This window comes from Exiguobacterium sp. BG5(2022) (assembly GCF_031844365.1).
GTDB lineage: Bacteria > Bacillota > Bacilli > Exiguobacteriales > Exiguobacteriaceae > Exiguobacterium > Exiguobacterium profundum.
The window spans coordinates 1,663,231-1,683,450 of record NZ_JAUZVB010000001.1; the positions used below are offsets into that span (position 1 = coordinate 1,663,231).

Below are 20,220 nucleotides of genomic sequence, written 5' to 3' on the forward strand. Positions count from 1 at the left end.
GCACATTAATGAAGCCTCACCTAATTCTATCTAGGTGAGGCTCTTCTTTATAAACCAATTTCAGCAAAGTCAATAAATATTTCATGAACCAATTCTCCACTCCGATAGTATTGATTACATATTTGTCGGTTTACATAGTCAATTTCATAGTAAATGCCTAGTATGAATCTACAAACGTAATCAGGTAAATCTTGACCATCGTATTGCCAATCATCATTGTAACTCGATCTAGTCAACGCTATTATACGTTCTTTGTCCTTATTAATTTCTTGTTGCTGTTTTGAATTCTCTCGAATGACTTTTTTCATCTCAAGGGCGATTAGATTATCCTGTTTCAAATTTCCCCCTCGACTATGCACAATCAAATCACAAGTTATATTCACTTGTTCGTATCGACCATTACGAATCCTCTTAATCCTTCTGCCTACATTTCTGTTGTATTCAACATCCACATAATATTTTCCATACTGAACATCTTTTCTAATCAAATCATTCAATGCAATTTGAAACTGACCACACATTGTTCTTTCAGAAACTTGACTCTCCAATAACCCAAGATGATCATTTAGAAAATTGCGATTAGCTTTCTCAAAGATATCAACCATTTGGACGTATTGAGTTGCATCCGGAAACGTATTCATAAGCGTTCATCCGTTTGCTTCATTCCATCGTATTCCCTTCTGCCGGAATCGGATGATTTTTTAGCATTCTCGCAAAATGGACGAGGTTATACGCCATCGTCTTTCCGTGAGACTTTGTGAATTCATTTTCCCGCCCGGCATCAAGGTACGAATCACCTGGTCCCGCTTCTCCGACCCAGTACGTGTCGACATTCGGCGGCACGGTGAAACCGATGTGGGACAATCCATATAGAATCGAAGCACAGGCGTGTTTCGCCCCATCCTCATTCCCCGTGACGACGACTCCACCGACCTTGTTGTAGTAAATCGCCTGTCCTGATTTGTTCGTCAGTCCGCTACCGCCATATAGCCGTTCGATCACTTGGGTGGCGACGCTACTCTTCTCCCCGAGCCAGAGTGGTGTCCCAATCACGACAATATTCGCGGCCTTCACTTTCTCAAAAATCTGTGGCCACTCGTCCCCATCCCCTTCATCTTCCGTCACACCGAACTTGACGTTGTAATCAACAATCCGAACAATCTCGGAGTCGACGTCGAGCGCATCGAAGTGCGGGATGATGTCACGAATCAATCCTTCCGTATGGGACGTCGTGTCTCCACCTTTTAGCGAACAGTTCAAAAACAAAGCTTTCATCCAATCCCTCCTAAGTAAATGACGTTCCATTAGGTGTTCCCGTTCGCTATCCTTTCTAATACAAAAAGAGACGACCATCGTGTGATGACCGCCTACTTCATAGGATTTATTCACTGTACCCTTTCGGATTATTCGATTGCCAACGCCAAGCGTCCCGACACATCGCTTCAATGTCATGTCGCACTTCCCAGCCAAGAATGGCCTTAGACTTTTGCGGGTCGGCAAATATCGCCGCGACGTCTCCGTCTCGTTTATCCGTGATTTGATAAGGAATCGTCTGTCCGCTCTCCTGTTGGAACGTTTGAAGCAAATCAAGGACGCTGTATCCTTTCCCTGTCCCGAGGTTGAACGCCTCCACCCCTTCATATTTCCCCACATACTCCAACGCCTTCAAATGACCAAGCGCCAAATCTACGACATGGATATAGTCGCGCACGCCTGTCCCGTCATGCGTCGGATAGTCATCCCCGAACACTTGAAGCTCTTTTAGACGCCCGGCCGCGACTTGTGTGATGTATGGCATCAAGTTGTTTGGGACATCGAACGGATCTTCGCCGATCGTCCCGGAGTCGTGCGCGCCAATCGGATTGAAATAGCGAAGAATCGCAATCGACCAAGAAGAATCAGCTGTATAAAGGTCGCGCAATATCTCTTCGATCATCAGTTTCGTTCGTCCATATGGATTGGTTGCACTGAGCGGGAACGATTCATCGACCGGAGATGTGGTTGGGATTCCGTAAACGGTCGCCGATGAACTGAAGACGATACGTTTTATCCCAAATTGATTCATCATCCTTAACAAGACGAGCGTCCCAGCTACGTTGTTGTCATAGTAGTGAAGTGGTTGGCTGACGGATTCGCCGACTGCCTTTAGACCCGCGAAGTGAACGACCGCATGAATCGAGTGCGTGGAGAAGATTTCATCAAGCAATTCCTGATCTCGAATGTCGCCCACGTATAAGGTGACCGTCTTTCCAGTCAGGATCTCGATTCGCTGAATCGCCTCTTGTCGGCTATTGGACAAGTTGTCCAAAATGACGACTTCGTATCCTTCCTCAAGCAATTGCACCGTCGTGTGTGTCCCGATATACCCCGCGCCACCTGTCACAAAAATTGTTTTCATGTGCTTCACCCCATTTTCTGAAAGTTCATCTGCTGCGATTGTTAAGCCGAGCGATCATTGAGCCAGTCCCCGACACGACGGAATGTATCCGTACGCGGAGGTGTTTCGCTTCGGCTAAACGTGTGATAATCAATCTCGGATACATATCGAATCAAGCGAATGAGTGAGAACGCGAACGCAATCGTGCAACCAATCGCAAAACTAAGACCGTAACTGTCTGGTCCAAGTGGTAATAGCAAGAACGTCAACCCTGCATTCATCGTGATGAAGAGTGCCGATGTATACGCCGCTCCCCGATGATCTTCAAAATAGAGCAGGACGAGCGTGAGAACGAGCACCATGGCGTTTGAAAAGGCACCAATCGTCGTCATTTGAAAGACATCCCGAATCTCAGGTGACAGACCTAGTAGCGGGAACAAGACGGCCGCGAACAGAATAAAGAGAAGCGACACGAGCCCTTGATTTCGGAACAGTCGTTGCAACTCTTGTCGTAAGACGAGGAGCATGGCCGCTTTCGAGCGTTGAATCTGTTGGTACGTCCCACCTTCGTTCACGTATCCATAAAACACGCGATACCGCTCATAAAAACGCGTCTCGACCGACACAACGAATATCGTCATCGTCGGAATGATCGTCAAATAAGAGAGGAAGATAGCTGTGTCATAGATCGGATGATAGCGGAATGTGTCGAGGTGGACACTCCCTCCTTCCGCGAACCAGATGATCCATGTGCCGACCCAGATCCCGATGTTATAGAGAAAACTGGTCCAAAAGAGTGCCGGGTAGCGGTCAAAATAGCGATAGAACGAGAACTGACCGACCGTACTCCGGTTTGGGAACGTAAGGAGCATCGATGTGAACAAGCCGAACAACGTGACGACAAGACCGAGTGTCATACTCGCTGTCAACGCGAAGCTCTTCATGTAGGACTCCGTCAAATATTGCATCAAGAACTGGTCCGTGATGAGGACCGCGGCGACTGAGACTATGCCACCGGCCACAAAGCTATAAGCTACCGCCTGATAGAACTTGGCCGCACTGAGGAACAAGAAATGTACCCAAATGAGGTTGACCGTCATGAATAGGACGAATGCCAACGCGTTCAATAAAGCAGGGAGTTCAGAGAACATAAGGAAGATAGCGAACAACAGCGACGCGATGGCGACCGTCGTCTTCATCATCCCGATGAACGCCGGGAAGATGTCTTCATATCGTTTCTCATAAAAACAATCCGCCAAGTACCTCGTGACGACGAGCTGCTGCACGCCGAGAACGACTTGCGAAAAAATAAAACTGTAAGAGACGATCAAATTGAACGTCGTGCGTTCTTCGAGTGTGGCGATAGATAGATAGCTCGTCAGCCACTGCATGAGGGCAATCGTGACGATGACGATCAGCCATGGTCCTGATGTGACGAGCCCGGCAAATGCATATGCTTTGATTCGTGAAGAGAAGTAGTCTTCTTGAAACAACTGTTGTAACTTAAACCCGATGCCCGCCATATACCGCTCTCCTCTCTTCATATAAGTGTAGATATGCATCGATAAACTGATCGGTGCGATAGTACGTCTCGACTCGCTGTTGCCCGTTTCGTCCGAGTCGGCGCGCATCTTCACGATTTTGATGGAACCAGACGCAACGCTCTGCGATTCGCCGTGGATTGACCGGCGGAACGACAAATCCGGCCGGACCGAACGGTTCATCCGGTCGCCCGTTCACGAGTTCCGCACAGGCCCCGACGTCCGTCACAATCCACGGGACACCGGCGGCCATACCTTCTAGTACAGCAAGCGGTTGTCCCTCGGAGATACTCGTCAATAGACACACATCGAATTCGGGAAGATGTTGTCGAATATCGACTTTTCCGACCATCAAGACGGACTGTTCGAGCTCGAGTTGCCGAATGAGCATCTCGCACTCCGCCGCATACTGCTTATCCTCATCAAGTGGTCCCATAATGGTCAGTTCGAACGGGACGAGCATGTCTTGTAACAGTTTCGCCGCATAAATCATGGTTTTAATATCTTTGATTGGAACAACGCGAACGATGGCACCGATTCGTAGTTTATCCACTCCCGGCACATGCCCGAGAGCAGACAAGCCCGTCACGTCAATCCCGTTCGGAATGATGCTCAATTTCTCAACAGGTGCCCCGAGCTGACGTTGCAACTCGCCGTTTCGTTCAAAGAGTGTGATGACGTTATCTGCCTTTCGGTACGCTTCCCGGGAAATGTGGTGGAAGAACTGAATCCAATGGGAGCGAAACTCAGCCGGAATCCAAGATGCCTGTAACAGTTCTTCTTCCCGTTCACGCGAATAGATGCCGTGTTCAGTCAAAAGAAACGGAATGTTTTGTCGTTCTTTCATCGCACTCGCAATCAGACCCGCGTATCCGGTCGAGGCCGCGTGCACGAGGTCAACTTGCGGTAATTCAGCTTGGAGCAAATCAAGGACTGGCGCGTACATACTGCGCCACATCCAAAAGTAATCGATGAACGAACCGGCCTGCCCTTCTTCTTGATAACTCTCCGTGACGAGCTGATAGAAGAGACGACTCGAGAAGAATTGTTCTGGTGTCCCGATTTGATTTTCAAGAATCGGATAGATGGACGAATCGACTTGACCGAATGTCATCCACGTCTTGATTCGCTCCCGTTCCGCTTCCGATAACGCTTCCGGTCGACGTTTACGTGTCGCCCGTTGATTAAGGGCGAGCGTGGTGACACCTGTGACGTTCTTCGGTAACGTATAGCGATAATCTGCCTCTGTCTTCGGATTCGGCATGATTGAGATAATCTCAAACTCATGCATCGGCATCTGTTCCATCAGCATATGAACCCAGCTCGATACGCCGCCGCTCACATATGGATAACTCCCTTCAACAACAATTCCTATTTTCATGGACGATCCTCCAATATCGGGAGACGAATGGACGTCTCTCTCAATTCAACTTGATACAATGTACCATTCTCACCAAACGGCTGGACTTCACCAAAATCGAACCTCCCTGTATCGAGACGTTTCCCGGGTTGCACACGAACGAGTAACGTCGACGGAACAGGTAGTTGTTGAGCATTGATATCGATGGCATCATTCGTGTAAGCCACATCGATTTGCGCATCTTGATAAAGCTTGTATTTCCGATACGCATCATACTGACTCAAGCCCTCGAGATGTGGATATTTGGAGTAGAGTGTCTGGAACAGACCCCCAAACGATTCTTTCATGATCTCCCACCCTTTCCCTTTCGAGCGATAGTCATCTAACACATCATCCGGGTGAATGAAATGGGAAACGAGCCCGAAGTTGGCAACAGCGTCGATCACAACAAATAGGTCATCCGGTGTCTCGTTGTATCCGCTCGACACGCGAGGGAAATCGTACAAGTTCGGATAGACCGGGTCGGGTCCGAACTCTTGAATGTAACTTCCTTTTGTCGCATCTCCGCTGTAGAGTCCTGCGACAATCAGCCCTTTCGGAAACTTCTCGTTCAACACTTCAAGTCCGGATTGACCGATGATGTTCGATGGTGGCACATAGCTGCGGATCCGCTCATTCGGCAAGTAATAGTCAAACGCCTCAACGACACGGTCAATGGCGGAACGCATATCTTCCTGACTGTCCCATTTTGTATATCCAAGCTCCGGGTCCATCACTTCATCTCCCATGACGAGTGGCTGGTGGTTGAACCCGTGTAGCCCGACTTCCCCATTCGTTTGGAGTAAACCGCGACCATATTCGAGCATCGGTGCCCGAATTTTTTCGATGAGCTGTTCTGTCGTCTCTTCATTCGTCGCTTTATAACTGCCGATCAGGAAACCAGAATAAGTGACGTCGTAGTCAGCACCGATTTGCTTCATGTCTTTCCACCAAATCTCTGAGAAGAACTCTTTGATGGACAAATCATATTCTTTCGTGATGACCGGATTCGAATAATTTGGTACCGGTGCCGGGAAGTCGTCAAGGTGAACGACCTTGATGCCAGCTTGTGGCATGACGAACGCTGGGAACAGCATCGAAAGCGTCTGCACCATCAAGCCGCGTGAGTTCTTATCCGTCAACGACGTCGTATTCCAAAACATCACTTCGCCCTTCCCATAAGGAGACTGCCATAATATTGGTTCGTTTTTGGCAGAAATGAGGACGTCCGCCTCTTCTTTCAGTTTGACGTCAGCAATGCTGTGGACGAATAACCCTGAGTCTTGAGGCAAGTCGACATACCCAGGGAAAATTTCTTGTTCGAAAATCAACCCGTTGACTCCATCTTTAAAGTCCCCAAAATCGCTTACGCCGACCAGGTCTGCCCAGTCTTGATCGATGAATCGTCCGGCAACGTAGAGCCGTCCACCTTTTTCAACGAAGGACCGAATTGCCTCGTACGGCCATGATTTCGTATTTTCTCCGCTGACGACGAGAACGTGTCGTGGAGAAGGCTCAATCGATGCGATGGCCTCTGCTTCAATCGAGGTATAAGGCAACTTGGCATAGTCGAGCGCATATTTAAAGTTATTCAAAACAGCTGTCGACAAATCGCCGTCATTCTGATGGATGTAGATTTGAACCGGATCCCCCTCCACCGCTCTCACCTCACCCGCGAGTGTCGTAAAGGATTTCGGCTCATGTGCTTCTTTTGGGATGAGCCGATGACCATAGTCAAGCCGTAAAAACTGGACAACGACAATCATCGCGATGAGTAAAGAGAACAAAGACGCGATATACGTCGTAATCGATTTATTCATATATGGGCACCTTCTAACTGTTGAATGACAAAGCGATAGTCCTCCGGAATGTCTTGCAAATCGAGATGTTGATGCAGGCGGTCGAGGGTCGGACGTAGGGACGTCCAATCGCCGTTCGTCATGTGGTGTTCAATCAACATGACATATCCATCGGGTACTTTTGGATGATAAAGGGTGAGCGCCTCAGCCAATCGTTCTCCCGTTTCCAAGTCACCCGAGCGGAACGAGAGGCGGGCTTTCGTGCGTAAGTACGTTTCGTCTGTTTCGTCGTACTCACTCAATTGATCGAGGTGAAATAATATCCGTTGCTGGATGCGCATTTGCATATCATGATCCAAGAGACCGCTATCTAAGAACGAAATCCCGGTTTCAATTACCGGATAAATCGTCTCCGGTCGCTCCGGATTCACTTGTGCGATTCGCTGTTTTAACATCAAATCGTATCGGTCGAACAGTGTGTTTCGGACGGTCGCTGCATAGTGGACCGTTTCCGTATCCTCGTGTTCGAGACCTAAGTGTAAATATTCTTCTGTATTCATGAGCGGTGTCGACATGAGTTGTGTGATCGATTGTTTCCGCTTGTTCCCGTCCATCTGTAAGGCTTCCGTCAATGGGACGAGATCTAAATCTTCTTTCGCCTGTTGCTGCAAGCGTTCTAAGTTGACCGTCTCAAAGTTGATGTACTCATCGTAGTCGAGAAGCGTCTTCGGTGAGGCGAAGCGTCGGGCAATCACATATCCAATCAAACCAAACAGTTCTCCGACAATCGGGATGACGGCACTGACGAGAAATATCGAGAGCCAGACTCCCTTTTCCGTCGCATCGACTTTCGGTCGTACAATCAGTCGATACAAGACGAAAAGGACCGTCGCATGCAGAAGGAAGAAAAGAAGAATCATCCAACCGGTCATAGGCGTTTCCCACCTTTCACATAGAAGACATGCTCAATCCGTTCCTTGAATCGTTCGGCTGATTCAACCGGTGTACCTGGGAGGAGAAAATGAAGGATGCGATCGTCTTCGTCATATCCGATAACGTCAATTTCACGCATCGACTGTCTCAAAATCAATTCCATTTCAATCAATGACAAGTCCACACCCTCTACAGGCAATGTGACCGTACTATACGGTTGACCATATTGCTCATGACGAAGTACTTGTTGGGCCACTTTTTGTTCGAATGCTTCCATACGAAACATGTGCGTCCCGTCGACGAGTTGGTCGCTGACGAGCATCCATTCGAGGGCATCGGCCTTTTCAATGCGCGTTCCCGTCCAATCCAAGACGAGTTTCATCATGTTCATCTCATGACTACGTAAGCGTAAGATATCGATTTCATGGACGACCAAGACTTCCTTCACCGTTCCTTCATAACAAATCGGTGCAACGAGAAGCGGTCCATCTAGCTCATCCGCTAAACGAAGCGTCGGCTTTTTCGATTGGAACATCCGTGCGAAAATTCCCTCCTCCGAATCGATGAAGAGCGTCTGGGGCAAACGTTCTACCTCTCCGGAACGGACATGAAGACGGAGTGTGCGCCGCGATGCATCCACATGATATAAAGCGAGTTGACGAGCACGGAAGACACGCGTGAACGTTCCAATTAAATGATCACGTACTAAAGCGGTCGCATCCTGATCAAGTTGTAGTCCAATCTCATAAATTTTTGAGAGCGTATAAGTCGAGTCGAGCACCCGCTTCCGCATCTCCCCTTGCGACTCTTGTAGTTGTTGTATCGTCTGTTTCAGTTGTTCGTTCTCATCAATCACTTCTTCTTGACGAATGTGGAGCGACTGGTAACGCTCCCGATAAGAAGTACTGAAGACACCCGCACTAAGCGCGACGAAGAAGTGTAGCAAAATCCAAGCCAGTTCATTCGTATCGTAAAGGAATAAGAGCAAGTCTGAGCCTTCCATCAAGAGGAATGAGAAATGGTAGAGACTCGTCAACGCGAAACTGACGAAGGCACCGAGCAAGCCATATCGTAAAGAAAACAGGAGGATATAAAAAATTAACGGGTCAATCGCCCAATCTGACAAAGAAAGACTAAATGTATAGTCCAAAATGCCGATAAGTAAAATAGTCACAATCATTTCAATCCATTTGATGGATGTGCGGTGTTGGGTATAAATCATAGTGTCACTCATTCCTTTACGTGGTATTTTAGTAGTAGGACTTTCAATGGATTGTCGACAAAAATTTCATATCGAGACGGGCAAACTTACTGAAAAGTAAGGGCGCAAAGACATGGGTCGTCGATCTTTTTAGATACCGATCGCCAGTCTGCAAAAGCCGCAGCCGCTCTCTGATAACTATCAGGAGGGTTTTTTTATGGGTATTTTCTCAGCCAAACGAATCGTGACCATCTGTTGTGCATTTCTCGTTGGATTGGCGTTTTTGACGCCGCAACAAGCGGTCGCTAAAGCGAGCAATCCGCTCGCAAACGTCGAATCGTACAAGATTTATTACGATATGCCGACAAAGACCAAAATTAAAAAGATGCAACAGTATGACCTTGTCATCATCGAGCCTGTTTATTATACTGCAGCGCAAATCAAAGAATTACAGAAATATGGGACAAAAGTGTACGGCTACATCAACACGATGGAAGCCGACAATTGGAACGTCGATTTCATCAGTCAGATGAACGAGTCGGACTTCTTCCACCGCAACGGACAACGTGTTCATTATGCGGAATGGGATTCTTATTTAGTCGATATGACGTCAACTCACTATCGTGAGTTGTTGACGCGTGAAGTGGAGAAACAAATCGTCGCCAAAGAATTGGATGGTGCGTTCTTAGATACCGTCGGCAACATCGATAACGAGCACTCGGAACAACCGACCATTTTAAAAGCGCAACGTGACGGGATGAGTCAGTTCATGAAGACGATCAAATCCAATCACCCTTCCCTTTCTCTCATTCAAAACTGGGGATTTGCGACATTGAAGACGTATACGTATCCATATGTGGATGGCGTGATGTGGGAAAGCTTCAACTACACGACCGTAGCAAAAGATCAATGGTCAAAAGACCGCATCCAAGAGTTGCGTGACCTTGATACACGTTACGGGATCAAAGCGTTGACCGTGTCTTCGAAACAACGTCCAAAGAGCGCGGCGTATGCTGAAAAAAATGGGTTCATCCATTTCCATTCAAACGCTTCGTTAGATTATAATAAATTCTGACTTTCATTTACATGATTGTACAAGCATCTGGTAGTTTCTACAATGGAAATGCTAAAAAAACATCCCACGTGTATGCCTTCTTTATCGGCAGATTCGTGGGATGTTTTGATAGATTCACTTCATTCTAGTGAGATAAATCATAGCCTGTCCGAACACGGCCATCCGGTTCTTGATACACCACATGATCTAGTGACAATTCCGTCGGCGATTGAACGCCTGCCGCAGCCGTCATATTGTACAGCCCTTCCCGGAGCGAGATGATGTAGTTCGTCACCCGAAAACTTTTCTCATCGACAACGAGGGCACGCTGCAGTTTCGGGTCAGTCGTCGCGACACCGACCGGACAGCGATTCGTATGGCAAACCTGTGCCTGGATGCACCCGACATTGAACATAAGTCCGCGAGCGATATTGACGAGGTCTGCGCCGAGCGCGAGTGCGATGGCTATCTTATCCGCCGTGATGAGTTTCCCAGAGGCGAACAGTTTGACTCGGTCTCGCAAACCGTGCTCGATGAGAAGGTGATGCACGTAAGGGAGCGCCGCCTTCAGCGGTAAACCGACTGTATCCGCAAGCTCTTGATACGTCGCACCCGTACCCCCTTCACTCCCGTCGATGGTGATAAAGTCAGGTACAATTTGAGATCTCGCCATCTCTCGGACGAGCGAGTCGATGTCTTGCAACTTCCCAACTACAAGTTTGATGCCGACCGGCTTCCCACCGATTTCACGTAACCTCTCAACAAATGCCAACAATTCCACATGGGTGTGAAATTCAGAGAAGCGGTTCGGGCTGTCAATGGTTTCCCCGACTCGTACATGACGGATTCGGGCAATCTCCTCGGTCACTTTCGATCCGTCGATATGTCCACCACGTGTCTTCGCGCCTTGGGCAAGTTTCAGTTCGAACGCTTTCACTTGCGGAAGATCACTCTTTTGTTTGAATGCCTCGACTGAAAACCTACCGTCTTCATCCCTTACACCGAAGAGCGCCGGCCCAATCTGACAGATGATATCGACGTTACCTTTTAAATGATAATCGGACAATCCGCCCTCCCCCGTGTTCATCCACGTACCACCCGCACGCCCGAGCCCAATCGAGAGGGCTGTGATGGCCCTGTCTCCAAGCGATCCGAAACTCATAGCCGACTGACCGACAAGCCCTCGAACGTAGAACGGTTCCCGACACGTCTCTTTCCCGATGATGATGATATCTTCTTCTGTTAATAAGTACGGGGAGATGTCTCGTTCGACGAGATGCTCTTTTCGGGTAAAGAGATTGTCTTCATCGAGTTCATACACCCACGTCGATACCTTGGTTGAATTGTCGATGCGTAGCTCGTTCCGGTTCGTCGGGTAGAGGGCATTCTGAAGATAAAATCCGCCTGCCTCAAAGTCTCGCTCCGAACCGAATCCGATGATGCGCGACTTATATTTCCCGGCAATGACGGCCGCCTCGTACTCGTTCCGCGAGAACGGCTTCGCCTCATTGTCGTTCAAGAACAAGTATTGCCGAAGTTCAGGTCCCATCTTCTCAAATATATAGCGCAACTTTCCGAGAATCGGGAAATTACGAAGGACGGAATGTTCGCGCTGGTTCCGGTCACGCCGCCACAGATAAAAAATCAAGAGCGGTGGCGTAATCATAATGAGCAACATGAGAATCAGTACAATGGTTAACATCGATGTAGTGAGTGACACGCATTTACCTCCTCTATAGCTCGACAAAAAACACCCTGTTTCCAACAAAACAGGGTGTCATCAGTCGCTCGGGATTGTAATCTCATCAAATTGCTCATTTCTACATAACGTAATGCCTTGCATCGCCAGTTTATAGTCCTCTTCCGGCAAGGCGATCAACTCGGTCGGAAGCACCCATTCTTTCGAGTTATATAAATGGATAACCAATTTGACGAGGACGAGCGTCTCTTTCGTGAATGTGTTCTCGTCGATAATTTGAGCTGTTCGAATCACCCCTGTTTGTAGGTCAATATAAGGAAGCAACATGTCACGGACGCAATCATTCCCGGCGATGACGTACAGGGCGGCGAAATATTTTCGGTCGACGCTGCCCGGGTCTTCTAAGTGTCTCGCAAGTTGCTTAAACGTCTCATAATGCTTCGGTGAAAAAAATTCAATGTTGTGCATGGCGTTTTCCTCTCATCTCTAGGGCTTCCGTCTATCTTTAGTAATTCCACGATTCTCCAGGAACTAACCCTTTTCTACTCAAACAAAACCTGGACCTTTTGAGAGGTCCAGGTCAGCGTTTCGGTTATACAAGGTCGCGTGACGGCTCCGCTTCAGCGTCGTTCGATTTGCTCTTCGCTTCGAATTCCTCACGTGTCATGACGTCCTCGACGTGCATATTCACCTCGACAACTTCAAGACCAGTCATATCGTTCATCGCCTTCTTGATTTTTGTGACGGTCTCATTGAAGACGGACGGGATGTTTTTTCCGTATTCGACGATGACACGCAAATCGAGCGCGACTTGCTTCTCTCCGACTTCAGCGCCGATTCCTTTCGTGATGTCTTCTGTGCTGCGGAAGCGATCCGTCAATCCGCTCATAAAGCCACCGCTCATCGACAAGATTCCTTGGACTTCACTCGTCGCGAGACCTGCGATTTTTTTGATGACTTGTTCCTCGAACGTCAATTTGTTTTGTCGTGCCTGTTGTTCGTTCGTTTCATTTGTCGTTACATTCACATTTTCGTTTGCCATAATTCATGCTCTCCTTTTTTGTTCACTAGTTTGTGTTACCGATTGATCACGAGGGTCAATCCCGTATGAAGAATGTGATCCATTCCTCGACACGCAGTGCACCGTCACGCCATTTCCCGATCAGGAAACCGATCAATGTGAGCGTCACAATGAGAAGTGTCGGCCCAAATCCGAGCGTCAGGAACAGTACCGCGATGATGAGACCGATCAATGCCCCGACGAGTCGAAAGCGATAAGGTTTTAGTTGTGTTTTTGTATCCATCACAGCACCTCCTTATATGACGCGCTCAGACGTCTTGAACTTCGTATCGTGAATATTCAATGTCACATCTGCTACCGGCACTTCCATCAACGATTCAATCCGCTCTTTCACATGCGTCTGAATGTCTTTACCGAGAGTCGGTAACCCTTCGCGATTGAACACGGCGCAGTCGATAAAGACGCGGACGCGTTCTCGCTTTGAGTCGATGTCGACGTTTACGTTCGGTGTACGCAGTCCTTGAAATTGTTTCAATGACTCGTATACCGTTTTTTCAATCGTCTCTTTTGAGACAGTGATTCGACCTTCACCGGTCTGAATCGTATAACGCTTTGGTTTCGGCCTTGCGACCAGTCCCGTCATCAGCATGATGAGGAAGATCACAGCCAGGAATATCCCAATCGTTAAAATCGTATAGATATACCAGTCTTGTGTTTGCCATTGATCTGTATATTGGGTGAGTTGTGGGACATCGTAGACGCCAAGCAATAGAATACCTACACTTAGCAACCCGACGATGCCCGTTAAGACCAAGAGGGCTCGATTTAATCCATTCATCTCAACAATCTCCTTTTTCATTCACATCATTCATGTTGCGAACCCTTGATTCAGAATCGCAATACCAATCGGTAGTCGTAGTGATTCCCGCTCATCTGAACTTGAAACATCTTAACCTGTAAAAAATTTGACCATGCAAAAAAATGACCAAATTACAACCGATTTGAGCGATCAATTGACAGAGCGCGTGGAAACGATCAAGCAATCCGTCGACGAGGAAGCGATTGCGGACGCAGTCGCACAAAATACAGAGTTATTGGAAACCGAAGCGGCTTCGAAAGCTTCGATTTGGAGCTTTGTCGCGCTCATCTTGACATCAATCGCTGGAATTGCCGGATCAAGTGCCGCCCGCCGTGGTGAGACCGTCAATCGTTAATAAATAAAAAAATCTCCCTTCTCTAAGAGAGGGGAGATTTTTGAAGTTATACACGTCGATTGGCAATCGCCTCGCGCATCTGTTGAAGCGATGCCCGGGCCGCGTCCCCTCGCCGAATCATGACGGCTGTAAACAAGGCGTCAATCAGACTGAGTTCCGCAATGCGGGAAGCGAGTGCCTCTGAGCGAAATGCCGTTTCTTGAGACACCGTAAACAGAGACACGTCCGCAATCTTCGAAAGAGGTGACTTCGCATAGTTCGTGATGGCGATTGTCGGGACACCTTTCTCTTTTAACAGTTTCGCGATATCGAGCGTCTCTTTCGAAGCACCGGAATGCGAGATGACGACGGCGACGTCTTCTGCCGTCAGCTGTGAGGCTGACATGAGCTGCATATGTGACTCGAGCATCGCGCTCACCTGTAGACCGCTCCGCACAAACTTATGGTACGCATCGAGTGCGACGACGGCCGACCCGCCGCTCCCGAAAAATTCGATGCGGCGCGCCCCAAGAAACAACTCCACCGTTTTCTCAAGAGAGGCACCATCTAAAATCTGACGGGTCGATTCAATCGTCTTCCCGTTCGTCGAAAAAATTTTCTCTGCGATTTCGAGTGCCGTATCCGTCTCGGTAATATCTTCATGAATATCTTGAAGCGGCGCGACGACATCTGAGGCGAGTGCAATTTTTAACGCCTGATAGCCTTTAAATCCGACACGCTGACAAAAACGGAATACAGTGGATTCCGCGACATCGAGGTCATCTGCCACCTGATTGATGGTATGATGAATGATTTGTTCTGGTTGCTTTAAAATGTAGTCGGCAATGCGTTGTTCTTTTTTACTCAGTGTCGAATAGGCACCACGGATGCGGGCCGTCCCGTTCATCGTTTCCATCAAGAATCACCCTTTCTCTTCTTCATCTAACGATACCGTTTCGAAAAAAATTCCGCAATGTGTGATTCATGCAAATGATTGACCCACCTTACAAAAGTAGGCAAGAAGCGTGATTCCCGAGTGTGCTACTCTAATAAAGCACTTTTTAACTGCTTCACTCTTTGTACCATTTGAAATCGAAAGGACTGTTTCTCATCGAACATCACCTGAGTAGCTCATATAACTTACCACTCGTCATTCTTTCCATCGCTGTCGCCATCTTCGCTGCCGGTGTCGCTATCGATATTAGCAGTCGTTTGAAATATGCGAAACACGCCTCGCGACTCAGGTGGGTCGTAGCTGGCGCCTTCAGCCTCGGTCTCGGCATTTGGGCCATGCACTTCATCGGTATGCTGGCGTTTCACTTGCACGATGATGTGACGTACCATCTCGGCATCGTACTATTATCCATCGTGCCGGCCGTCGTCGCTTCCGGACTTGCTTTCTGGATCATCAGTCACCCTGAGACAAGACCAATTCAACTCGTCTTTGGTGCCTTCTTGATTAGTGTCGGAGTTGTTTCGATGCACTATATCGGGATGGAAGCGATGCAGATGAATGCGATTCTTACCTATGACCCGGTCATGTGGGTCGCTTCTGCCATCGTCGCCTTCGTCGCATCGCTCGTCGGCCTGTATATCCTTTTCTATATCCCAAACGTCTCCCGATTCCATTGGCGTCGCCTTGCCAGTTCTGTATTAATCGGGGTCGCCGTTTCCGGCATGCATTACGTCGGGATGGGCGCGGCTCGTTTCACAGAGATGAGCGAGGGAACGCAACCGGTCAGTGGATACTCGGTCGATAGTACGCTCCTCGCCTACGTCATCGCAGCGAGCGTCATGACACTTTTCATTTTGATGTACATCTCGCTCCGGACGGCTTCGCAACTGGAGGCACAGTCGGAAGAACTCGAGTTGAAATTCGAATCCATCATCGAATCCGCCTCGGATGCCATCATCGTCGCTGACCACACTCGTGTCATTCTACAGTGGAACCAAGGAGCGACCGACTTGTTCGGTTACACGACTGACGAGATGGTCGGACAATCGATTGTCGCTATTATTCCAGAACGTTTCCGCGAGGCGCATGAACGTGGAATGCGTCGCTACGAAGCAACGGGTGAAAAACGCGTCATCGGTCAAACGGTGGAACTCATCGGAGTAAGAAAGGACGGCGTCGAGGTACCGATTGAAATGTCTCTCGGCACGTGGAAGACAGAGAAAGGAATCTTCTTCAGTAGTATCATCCGCGACATCAGCGAACGGAAACGGATTGAGGCGCAAATCAATGATCTCGTGTATTTGGACCCACTCACGGGACTCCCGAACCGCCGCCTGTTCAGCGACCGACTCGATGCTCTTCTCGGTCAATCCCAGCAAGAGCCGTTCGCGCTATACTATATCGACTTGGACAATTTCAAAGTCATCAACGACCGCTTCGGCCATTCGATTGGCGACCAGTTCTTGAAACAAGTAACCAATCGGATCGAGTCGACCATTAAAAAGACGGACACGCTCGCCCGACTCGGTGGGGATGAGTTCATCATCTTATCGCCTGATACGAAAAGTAACTTGGCAGCCCATCACGCACAGGAACTCATCAACGTCCTTCATCCTCCGTTTGAACTCGAGAATGAAGAAGTGTTCACGGGTGCCTCGATTGGAATCAGTCTCCATCCGTCCGATGGCGATACGGCCGAGGAATTGATTAAGAATGCCGATATCGCCATGTACCGGGCGAAGGCGGACGGCAAAAACGGCTATCAATTCTTCACGAACGAATTGAACGAATCAGTGTCCCGCCGCTCGAACTTATCAATGGCGCTCCGTAAAGGCATCGGTCGTGGCGAGTTCTCTGTACATTATCAACCGCAAATTCAGTTGGAGACGGAAACCATCATCGGTATGGAAGCGCTCGTCCGTTGGCAACACCCGGATCTCGGGATGATTTCACCTGGTGAGTTTATTCCGATTGCTGAGGAAACAGGGAGCATCCATCGTCTCGGCGAGTTTGTTTTAAATGAGGCGTGTCGTCAAAACAAGGCGTGGCAAGATGCGGGGATTCCCCCGTTCCGAGTCGCCGTCAACATCTCGGCCGTTCAGTTTGCACAAAAAGATTTACCGGAGGTCGTCAATCGGGCACTCGCCGCATCCGGTCTTGCGGCACAATATTTAGAGCTTGAGTTGACCGAGAGTGTCATCCAAAGTGCGGATCGCGCCATCGAAACGATGCATGAACTCGTCGCCCTCGGCGTCCATCTTTCCATCGACGATTTCGGAACCGGATATTCCTCCCTCAGTTATTTGAAACTGTTCCCAATCGATACGCTCAAGATCGACCAACACTTCACGAAAAATATCGAGAGCGACGAAAAAGATGCAGCTCTTGTCAAAACAATCATCCGGATGGCGCACGAACTCGATTTGAACGTCATCGCGGAAGGGGTCGAAACAGAGAACCAAGTCGCTTTTCTGAAAGCCGAATCATGTAATCAGGCACAAGGATATTTCTACAATCGTCCTTTGCCAGCCGAAGAGATCGAAGTCTTCTTCCAACAATATAAGAAAGCATCATCGAGTTAATCCGTTCGACCTCCCGTTGTGGAGGTCGATTTTTTATTCAGAAAAGAAAAAAATTCCGTAATCATACTTGTAAATCGAATTTATTTTGATATGATGAATACATAGACGGAAAAAAATTCTTTTTCAGGGGTGACAATATGGAAATTGGTTTGATTGGTTTAGGGAAAATGGGTTACAACTTGGCACTCAACTTGAGCGACCACGGACACACAGTCATCGGGACGGACGTCGGGGACGTCACATCGGACACCTTTACGATTGTGCCGACACTCGAGGATGTCGTGAACAAGTTGTCGACACCACGTATCATCTGGGCGATGGTCCCGGCCGGAGACGTCACGGAAGCGGTGCTCGCCGAATTGTATGAGCGACTCGAACCAGGCGACATCGTCATCGACGGCGGGAACTCGAACTACAAACTCTCGGTCGCACGCGCCGAACAGTTCGCCGAGAAAGAGATCAAATTCTTCGATTGCGGGACGAGCGGAGGCACGGACGGGGCCCGAAACGGTGCCTGTACGATGGTCGGGGGTGACGCGGAGGCGTGGCCAACGATTGAACCAATCTTCAAAGATCTATCTGTCGAGAATGGCTACTTGTACACGGGTCCTGCCGGCAGCGGTCACTTCTTGAAGATGATCCATAACGGCATCGAGTACGGGATGATGCAGGCGATTGCGGAAGGATTCGATATTCTCGAAAAGAGCCCGTTCGATTACGACTACGAACAAGTCGCACGCGTCTGGAACCACGGCTCGGTCGTCCGTTCTTGGCTCATGGAGCTCACAGAGAACGCCTTCAAGAAAGATGCGAAGCTCGATGAAATTCGTGGGGTCATGCATTCATCCGGTGAAGGCAAATGGACGATTGAAACGGCGCTCGACCTGCAAGCCGCGGCACCGGTCATCGCCCTTTCGCTCATGATGCGCTATCGCTCTCTCGAAGACGATACGTTCTCAGGTAAAGTCGTCGCTGCACTCCGCAACGAGTTCGGTGGTCACGCGGTCGTCAAGAAGTAACATCTTTGGAAAAGGTCACGGGGATATGGCCTTTTCCTTTGTCAAAAACTGTAAACGGTTACATATTCGGAATTTAGGGGGAATATTCAATGTCTGGCTCAACACTTATTTTGATCGCCTTAGCCGGGATCTTCTTGCTCTTATTTTTAGTCATTCGAACAAAGCTTCACGCATTCGTTTCGTTATTACTTGTCAGTTTAATCGTCGGGGTCGCAGCTGGCATGCCACTCGGGGATGTCATTGCCTCCATCCAAAACGGGATGGGCGGAACGCTCGGCTTCGTCGCCGTCGTCGTCGGTCTTGGCGCGATGTTCGGGAAGATGCTTGAAGTCTCTGGCGGCGCAGAACGCCTCGCCCAAACACTCGTCAGTAAGTTCGGTGAAGACAAGGCGCAATGGGCACTCGGAATTACCGGGTTCATCGTCGCTGTCCCGGTCTTCTTTGATGTCGGCTTTATCATTCTCGTACCAATCGTATACGGTCTCGCCAAAAAGACGGGACGCTCGCTTCTTTACTATGGGATTCCGCTCCTTGCGGGTCTCGCGGTCACGCATAGCTTCATCCCACCGACACCTGGTCCAATCGCTGTTGCGAACTTGATCGGTGCCGACCTCGGTTGGGTCATCTTGTTCGGTGTCATCGCCGGGATTCCAGCCATGATTTTAGCCGGTCCTGTTTTTGGGAAGTATATTGCTAAGAAGATTCATGTGACGATTCCGGATTACATGGAATTCAAAGAAATTGACACATCGAAAGAACTGCCGAGTTTCAAAATGATCTTGTCGCTCATCTTGATTCCGCTCGTGTTGATTTTAGCGAACACGCTCTCAGCGGTTCTCTTGGACGAAGGCAACGCCGTCCGGGATTTCTTGACATTCCTCGGACATCCATTCGTCGCCTTGACGATTGCGACGCTCCTCACATTCGTCTTCCTCGGGACACGCCGTGGATATTCACGTGACGAAGTACAAGAGATCGCAACGAAAGCACTCGAGCCAGCCGGGATTATCATCCTCGTCACAGGGGCCGGTGGTGTGTTTAAACAAGTGCTCATTGACTCAGGTGTTGGTGACGTGCTCGGTGAAATGATGGCCGGTTCACCACTTCCGGCAATCGTCCTCGCCTTCTTGATTGCGACGGTCGTCCGTGTCGCCCAAGGATCGGCAACAGTGTCGATGGTCACGGCAGCCGGACTCATCACACCGCTACTCGAAATTCAAAACATCACGGGTGCGGCACTCGGTTTGATTGTCATCGCCATCGCTTCAGGGGCGACAGTCCTCTCACACGTCAACGACTCGGGCTTCTGGCTCGTCAACCGATACTTCGGTCTCGATGTGAAAGATACGCTCAAGTCATGGACGATTATGGAAACGATTATCGGACTCACCGGCTTCGCCGTTGTGTTCTTGATTAGTCTATTTATCATCTAAGTTAGGAAGTGATT

Annotated in this window: 19 protein-coding genes and 1 riboswitch; of the genes, 5 read left to right on the forward strand and 14 right to left on the reverse strand. The window is 48.9% G+C overall.

The features are described 5' to 3' along the window. Window positions 1-47: 47 nt before the first annotated feature. The 8 genes from Q9R25_RS08470 to Q9R25_RS08505 form a co-directional block, all read right to left on the reverse strand. A complete protein-coding gene (locus tag Q9R25_RS08470; protein WP_159562909.1) occupies window positions 48-641 on the reverse strand; it encodes a hypothetical protein in 594 nt (197 codons plus the stop codon). 19 nt (window positions 642-660) lie between these two features. Continuing rightward, the gene (locus Q9R25_RS08475; RefSeq protein ID WP_215243649.1) at window positions 661-1,275 is read right to left on the reverse strand and encodes a flavodoxin family protein; all 615 of its coding nucleotides are present in this window, start codon (window positions 1,273-1,275) and stop codon (window positions 661-663) included. Window positions 1,276-1,381: 106 nt separating this feature from the next. Beyond that, complete coding sequence (gene galE / locus Q9R25_RS08480; RefSeq protein WP_074035865.1) at window positions 1,382-2,398, reverse strand: UDP-glucose 4-epimerase GalE; 1,017 nt, start codon at window positions 2,396-2,398, stop codon at window positions 1,382-1,384. 41 nt (window positions 2,399-2,439) lie between these two features. Further along, entirely contained in the window at window positions 2,440-3,939 is a 1,500-nt protein-coding gene (pelG, locus tag Q9R25_RS08485) for an exopolysaccharide Pel transporter PelG (protein ID WP_311283118.1), read from the reverse strand. After that, window positions 3,881-5,299: a GT4 family glycosyltransferase PelF gene (pelF, locus tag Q9R25_RS08490; protein ID WP_311283034.1), complete on the reverse strand. Its 1,419-nt coding sequence runs from the start codon at window positions 5,297-5,299 to the stop codon at window positions 3,881-3,883. The genes pelG and pelF overlap by 59 nt, the downstream gene beginning before the upstream one ends. Beyond that, a complete protein-coding gene (locus tag Q9R25_RS08495; protein WP_215243647.1) occupies window positions 5,296-7,137 on the reverse strand; it encodes a DUF2194 domain-containing protein in 1,842 nt (613 codons plus the stop codon). The genes pelF and Q9R25_RS08495 overlap by 4 nt, the downstream gene beginning before the upstream one ends. Then, window positions 7,134-8,048, reverse strand: coding sequence for a hypothetical protein (locus tag Q9R25_RS08500; protein WP_264092912.1), 915 nt, complete (start codon window positions 8,046-8,048; stop codon window positions 7,134-7,136). Before Q9R25_RS08500 ends, Q9R25_RS08495 begins: the two co-directional genes overlap by 4 nt. After that, complete coding sequence (locus Q9R25_RS08505) at window positions 8,045-9,271, reverse strand: hypothetical protein (protein WP_074035855.1); 1,227 nt, start codon at window positions 9,269-9,271, stop codon at window positions 8,045-8,047. The genes Q9R25_RS08500 and Q9R25_RS08505 overlap by 4 nt, the downstream gene beginning before the upstream one ends. A 69-nt stretch (window positions 9,272-9,340) precedes the next feature. Beyond that, window positions 9,341-9,427, forward strand: a riboswitch (cyclic di-GMP riboswitch). A gap of 40 nt (window positions 9,428-9,467) precedes the next feature. Between Q9R25_RS08505 and Q9R25_RS08510 the strand changes: the two genes are divergently transcribed. Beyond that, entirely contained in the window at window positions 9,468-10,325 is an 858-nt protein-coding gene (locus tag Q9R25_RS08510; protein ID WP_264092913.1) for a glycoside hydrolase family 191 protein, read from the forward strand. A gap of 124 nt (window positions 10,326-10,449) precedes the next feature. Here Q9R25_RS08510 and Q9R25_RS08515 read toward each other — a convergent pair whose 3' ends face one another. The 5 genes from Q9R25_RS08515 to amaP form a co-directional block, all read right to left on the reverse strand. Then, on the reverse strand, window positions 10,450-12,006 hold the full coding sequence (locus tag Q9R25_RS08515; protein ID WP_264093070.1) for an FMN-binding glutamate synthase family protein: 1,557 nt from the start codon (window positions 12,004-12,006) through the stop codon (window positions 10,450-10,452). A 78-nt stretch (window positions 12,007-12,084) separates the two neighbouring features. Then, window positions 12,085-12,471 carry a DUF6075 family protein gene (locus Q9R25_RS08520; RefSeq protein ID WP_214690468.1) on the reverse strand — a complete coding sequence of 129 codons (387 nt, stop codon included), beginning with the start codon at window positions 12,469-12,471 and terminating at the stop codon, window positions 12,085-12,087. A 124-nt stretch (window positions 12,472-12,595) separates the two neighbouring features. Beyond that, window positions 12,596-13,045, reverse strand: a complete 450-nt coding sequence (locus tag Q9R25_RS08525; protein WP_264092914.1) for an Asp23/Gls24 family envelope stress response protein — start codon at window positions 13,043-13,045, stop codon at window positions 12,596-12,598. A 55-nt stretch (window positions 13,046-13,100) separates the two neighbouring features. Further along, complete coding sequence (locus Q9R25_RS08530) at window positions 13,101-13,307, reverse strand: DUF2273 domain-containing protein (protein ID WP_214690466.1); 207 nt, start codon at window positions 13,305-13,307, stop codon at window positions 13,101-13,103. Between the two features lie 12 nt (window positions 13,308-13,319). Further along, window positions 13,320-13,862, reverse strand: a complete 543-nt coding sequence (amaP, locus tag Q9R25_RS08535) for an alkaline shock response membrane anchor protein AmaP (protein WP_214690465.1) — start codon at window positions 13,860-13,862, stop codon at window positions 13,320-13,322. Between the two features lie 133 nt (window positions 13,863-13,995). On the opposite strand from amaP, the gene Q9R25_RS08540 reads away from it, so the two are divergent. Beyond that, window positions 13,996-14,238, forward strand: a complete 243-nt coding sequence (locus Q9R25_RS08540) for a hypothetical protein (protein WP_214690464.1) — start codon at window positions 13,996-13,998, stop codon at window positions 14,236-14,238. A gap of 46 nt (window positions 14,239-14,284) precedes the next feature. Here the strand turns inward: Q9R25_RS08540 and Q9R25_RS08545 are convergent, their stop codons facing one another. After that, window positions 14,285-15,133 carry a MurR/RpiR family transcriptional regulator gene (locus Q9R25_RS08545; RefSeq protein WP_214690463.1) on the reverse strand — a complete coding sequence of 283 codons (849 nt, stop codon included), beginning with the start codon at window positions 15,131-15,133 and terminating at the stop codon, window positions 14,285-14,287. 161 nt (window positions 15,134-15,294) lie between these two features. On the opposite strand from Q9R25_RS08545, the gene Q9R25_RS08550 reads away from it, so the two are divergent. From Q9R25_RS08550 to Q9R25_RS08560, 3 genes are all read left to right on the forward strand, one after another. Then, on the forward strand, window positions 15,295-17,754 hold the full coding sequence (locus tag Q9R25_RS08550) for an EAL domain-containing protein (protein ID WP_311283036.1): 2,460 nt from the start codon (window positions 15,295-15,297) through the stop codon (window positions 17,752-17,754). 137 nt (window positions 17,755-17,891) lie between these two features. Beyond that, the gene (gene gnd / locus Q9R25_RS08555; RefSeq protein ID WP_311283037.1) at window positions 17,892-18,773 is read left to right on the forward strand and encodes a phosphogluconate dehydrogenase (NAD(+)-dependent, decarboxylating); all 882 of its coding nucleotides are present in this window, start codon (window positions 17,892-17,894) and stop codon (window positions 18,771-18,773) included. An 89-nt stretch (window positions 18,774-18,862) separates the two neighbouring features. Further along, window positions 18,863-20,206: a GntT/GntP/DsdX family permease gene (locus tag Q9R25_RS08560; RefSeq protein WP_047794873.1), complete on the forward strand. Its 1,344-nt coding sequence runs from the start codon at window positions 18,863-18,865 to the stop codon at window positions 20,204-20,206. Window positions 20,207-20,220 lie beyond the last annotated feature (14 nt).

Coding starts and splice junctions, on each gene's coding strand:
- Q9R25_RS08470 (WP_159562909.1), bottom strand. CDS start 641: ATGAATACGTTTCCGGATGCAACTCAATACGTCCAAATGGTTGATATC.
- Q9R25_RS08475 (WP_215243649.1), bottom strand. CDS start 1,275: ATGAAAGCTTTGTTTTTGAACTGTTCGCTAAAAGGTGGAGACACGACG.
- galE (WP_074035865.1), bottom strand. CDS start 2,398: ATGAAAACAATTTTTGTGACAGGTGGCGCGGGGTATATCGGGACACAC.
- pelG (WP_311283118.1), bottom strand. CDS start 3,939: ATGCATATCTACACTTATATGAAGAGAGGAGAGCGGTATATGGCGGGC.
- pelF (WP_311283034.1), bottom strand. CDS start 5,299: ATGAAAATAGGAATTGTTGTTGAAGGGAGTTATCCATATGTGAGCGGC.
- Q9R25_RS08495 (WP_215243647.1), bottom strand. CDS start 7,137: ATGAATAAATCGATTACGACGTATATCGCGTCTTTGTTCTCTTTACTC.
- Q9R25_RS08500 (WP_264092912.1), bottom strand. CDS start 8,048: ATGACCGGTTGGATGATTCTTCTTTTCTTCCTTCTGCATGCGACGGTC.
- Q9R25_RS08505 (WP_074035855.1), bottom strand. CDS start 9,271: ATGATTTATACCCAACACCGCACATCCATCAAATGGATTGAAATGATT.
- Q9R25_RS08510 (WP_264092913.1), top strand. CDS start 9,468: ATGGGTATTTTCTCAGCCAAACGAATCGTGACCATCTGTTGTGCATTT.
- Q9R25_RS08515 (WP_264093070.1), bottom strand. CDS start 12,006: ATGTTAACCATTGTACTGATTCTCATGTTGCTCATTATGATTACGCCA.
- Q9R25_RS08520 (WP_214690468.1), bottom strand. CDS start 12,471: ATGCACAACATTGAATTTTTTTCACCGAAGCATTATGAGACGTTTAAG.
- Q9R25_RS08525 (WP_264092914.1), bottom strand. CDS start 13,045: ATGGCAAACGAAAATGTGAATGTAACGACAAATGAAACGAACGAACAA.
- Q9R25_RS08530 (WP_214690466.1), bottom strand. CDS start 13,307: ATGGATACAAAAACACAACTAAAACCTTATCGCTTTCGACTCGTCGGG.
- amaP (WP_214690465.1), bottom strand. CDS start 13,862: ATGAATGGATTAAATCGAGCCCTCTTGGTCTTAACGGGCATCGTCGGG.
- Q9R25_RS08540 (WP_214690464.1), top strand. CDS start 13,996: ATGCAAAAAAATGACCAAATTACAACCGATTTGAGCGATCAATTGACA.
- Q9R25_RS08545 (WP_214690463.1), bottom strand. CDS start 15,133: ATGGAAACGATGAACGGGACGGCCCGCATCCGTGGTGCCTATTCGACA.
- gnd (WP_311283037.1), top strand. CDS start 17,892: ATGGAAATTGGTTTGATTGGTTTAGGGAAAATGGGTTACAACTTGGCA.
- Q9R25_RS08560 (WP_047794873.1), top strand. CDS start 18,863: ATGTCTGGCTCAACACTTATTTTGATCGCCTTAGCCGGGATCTTCTTG.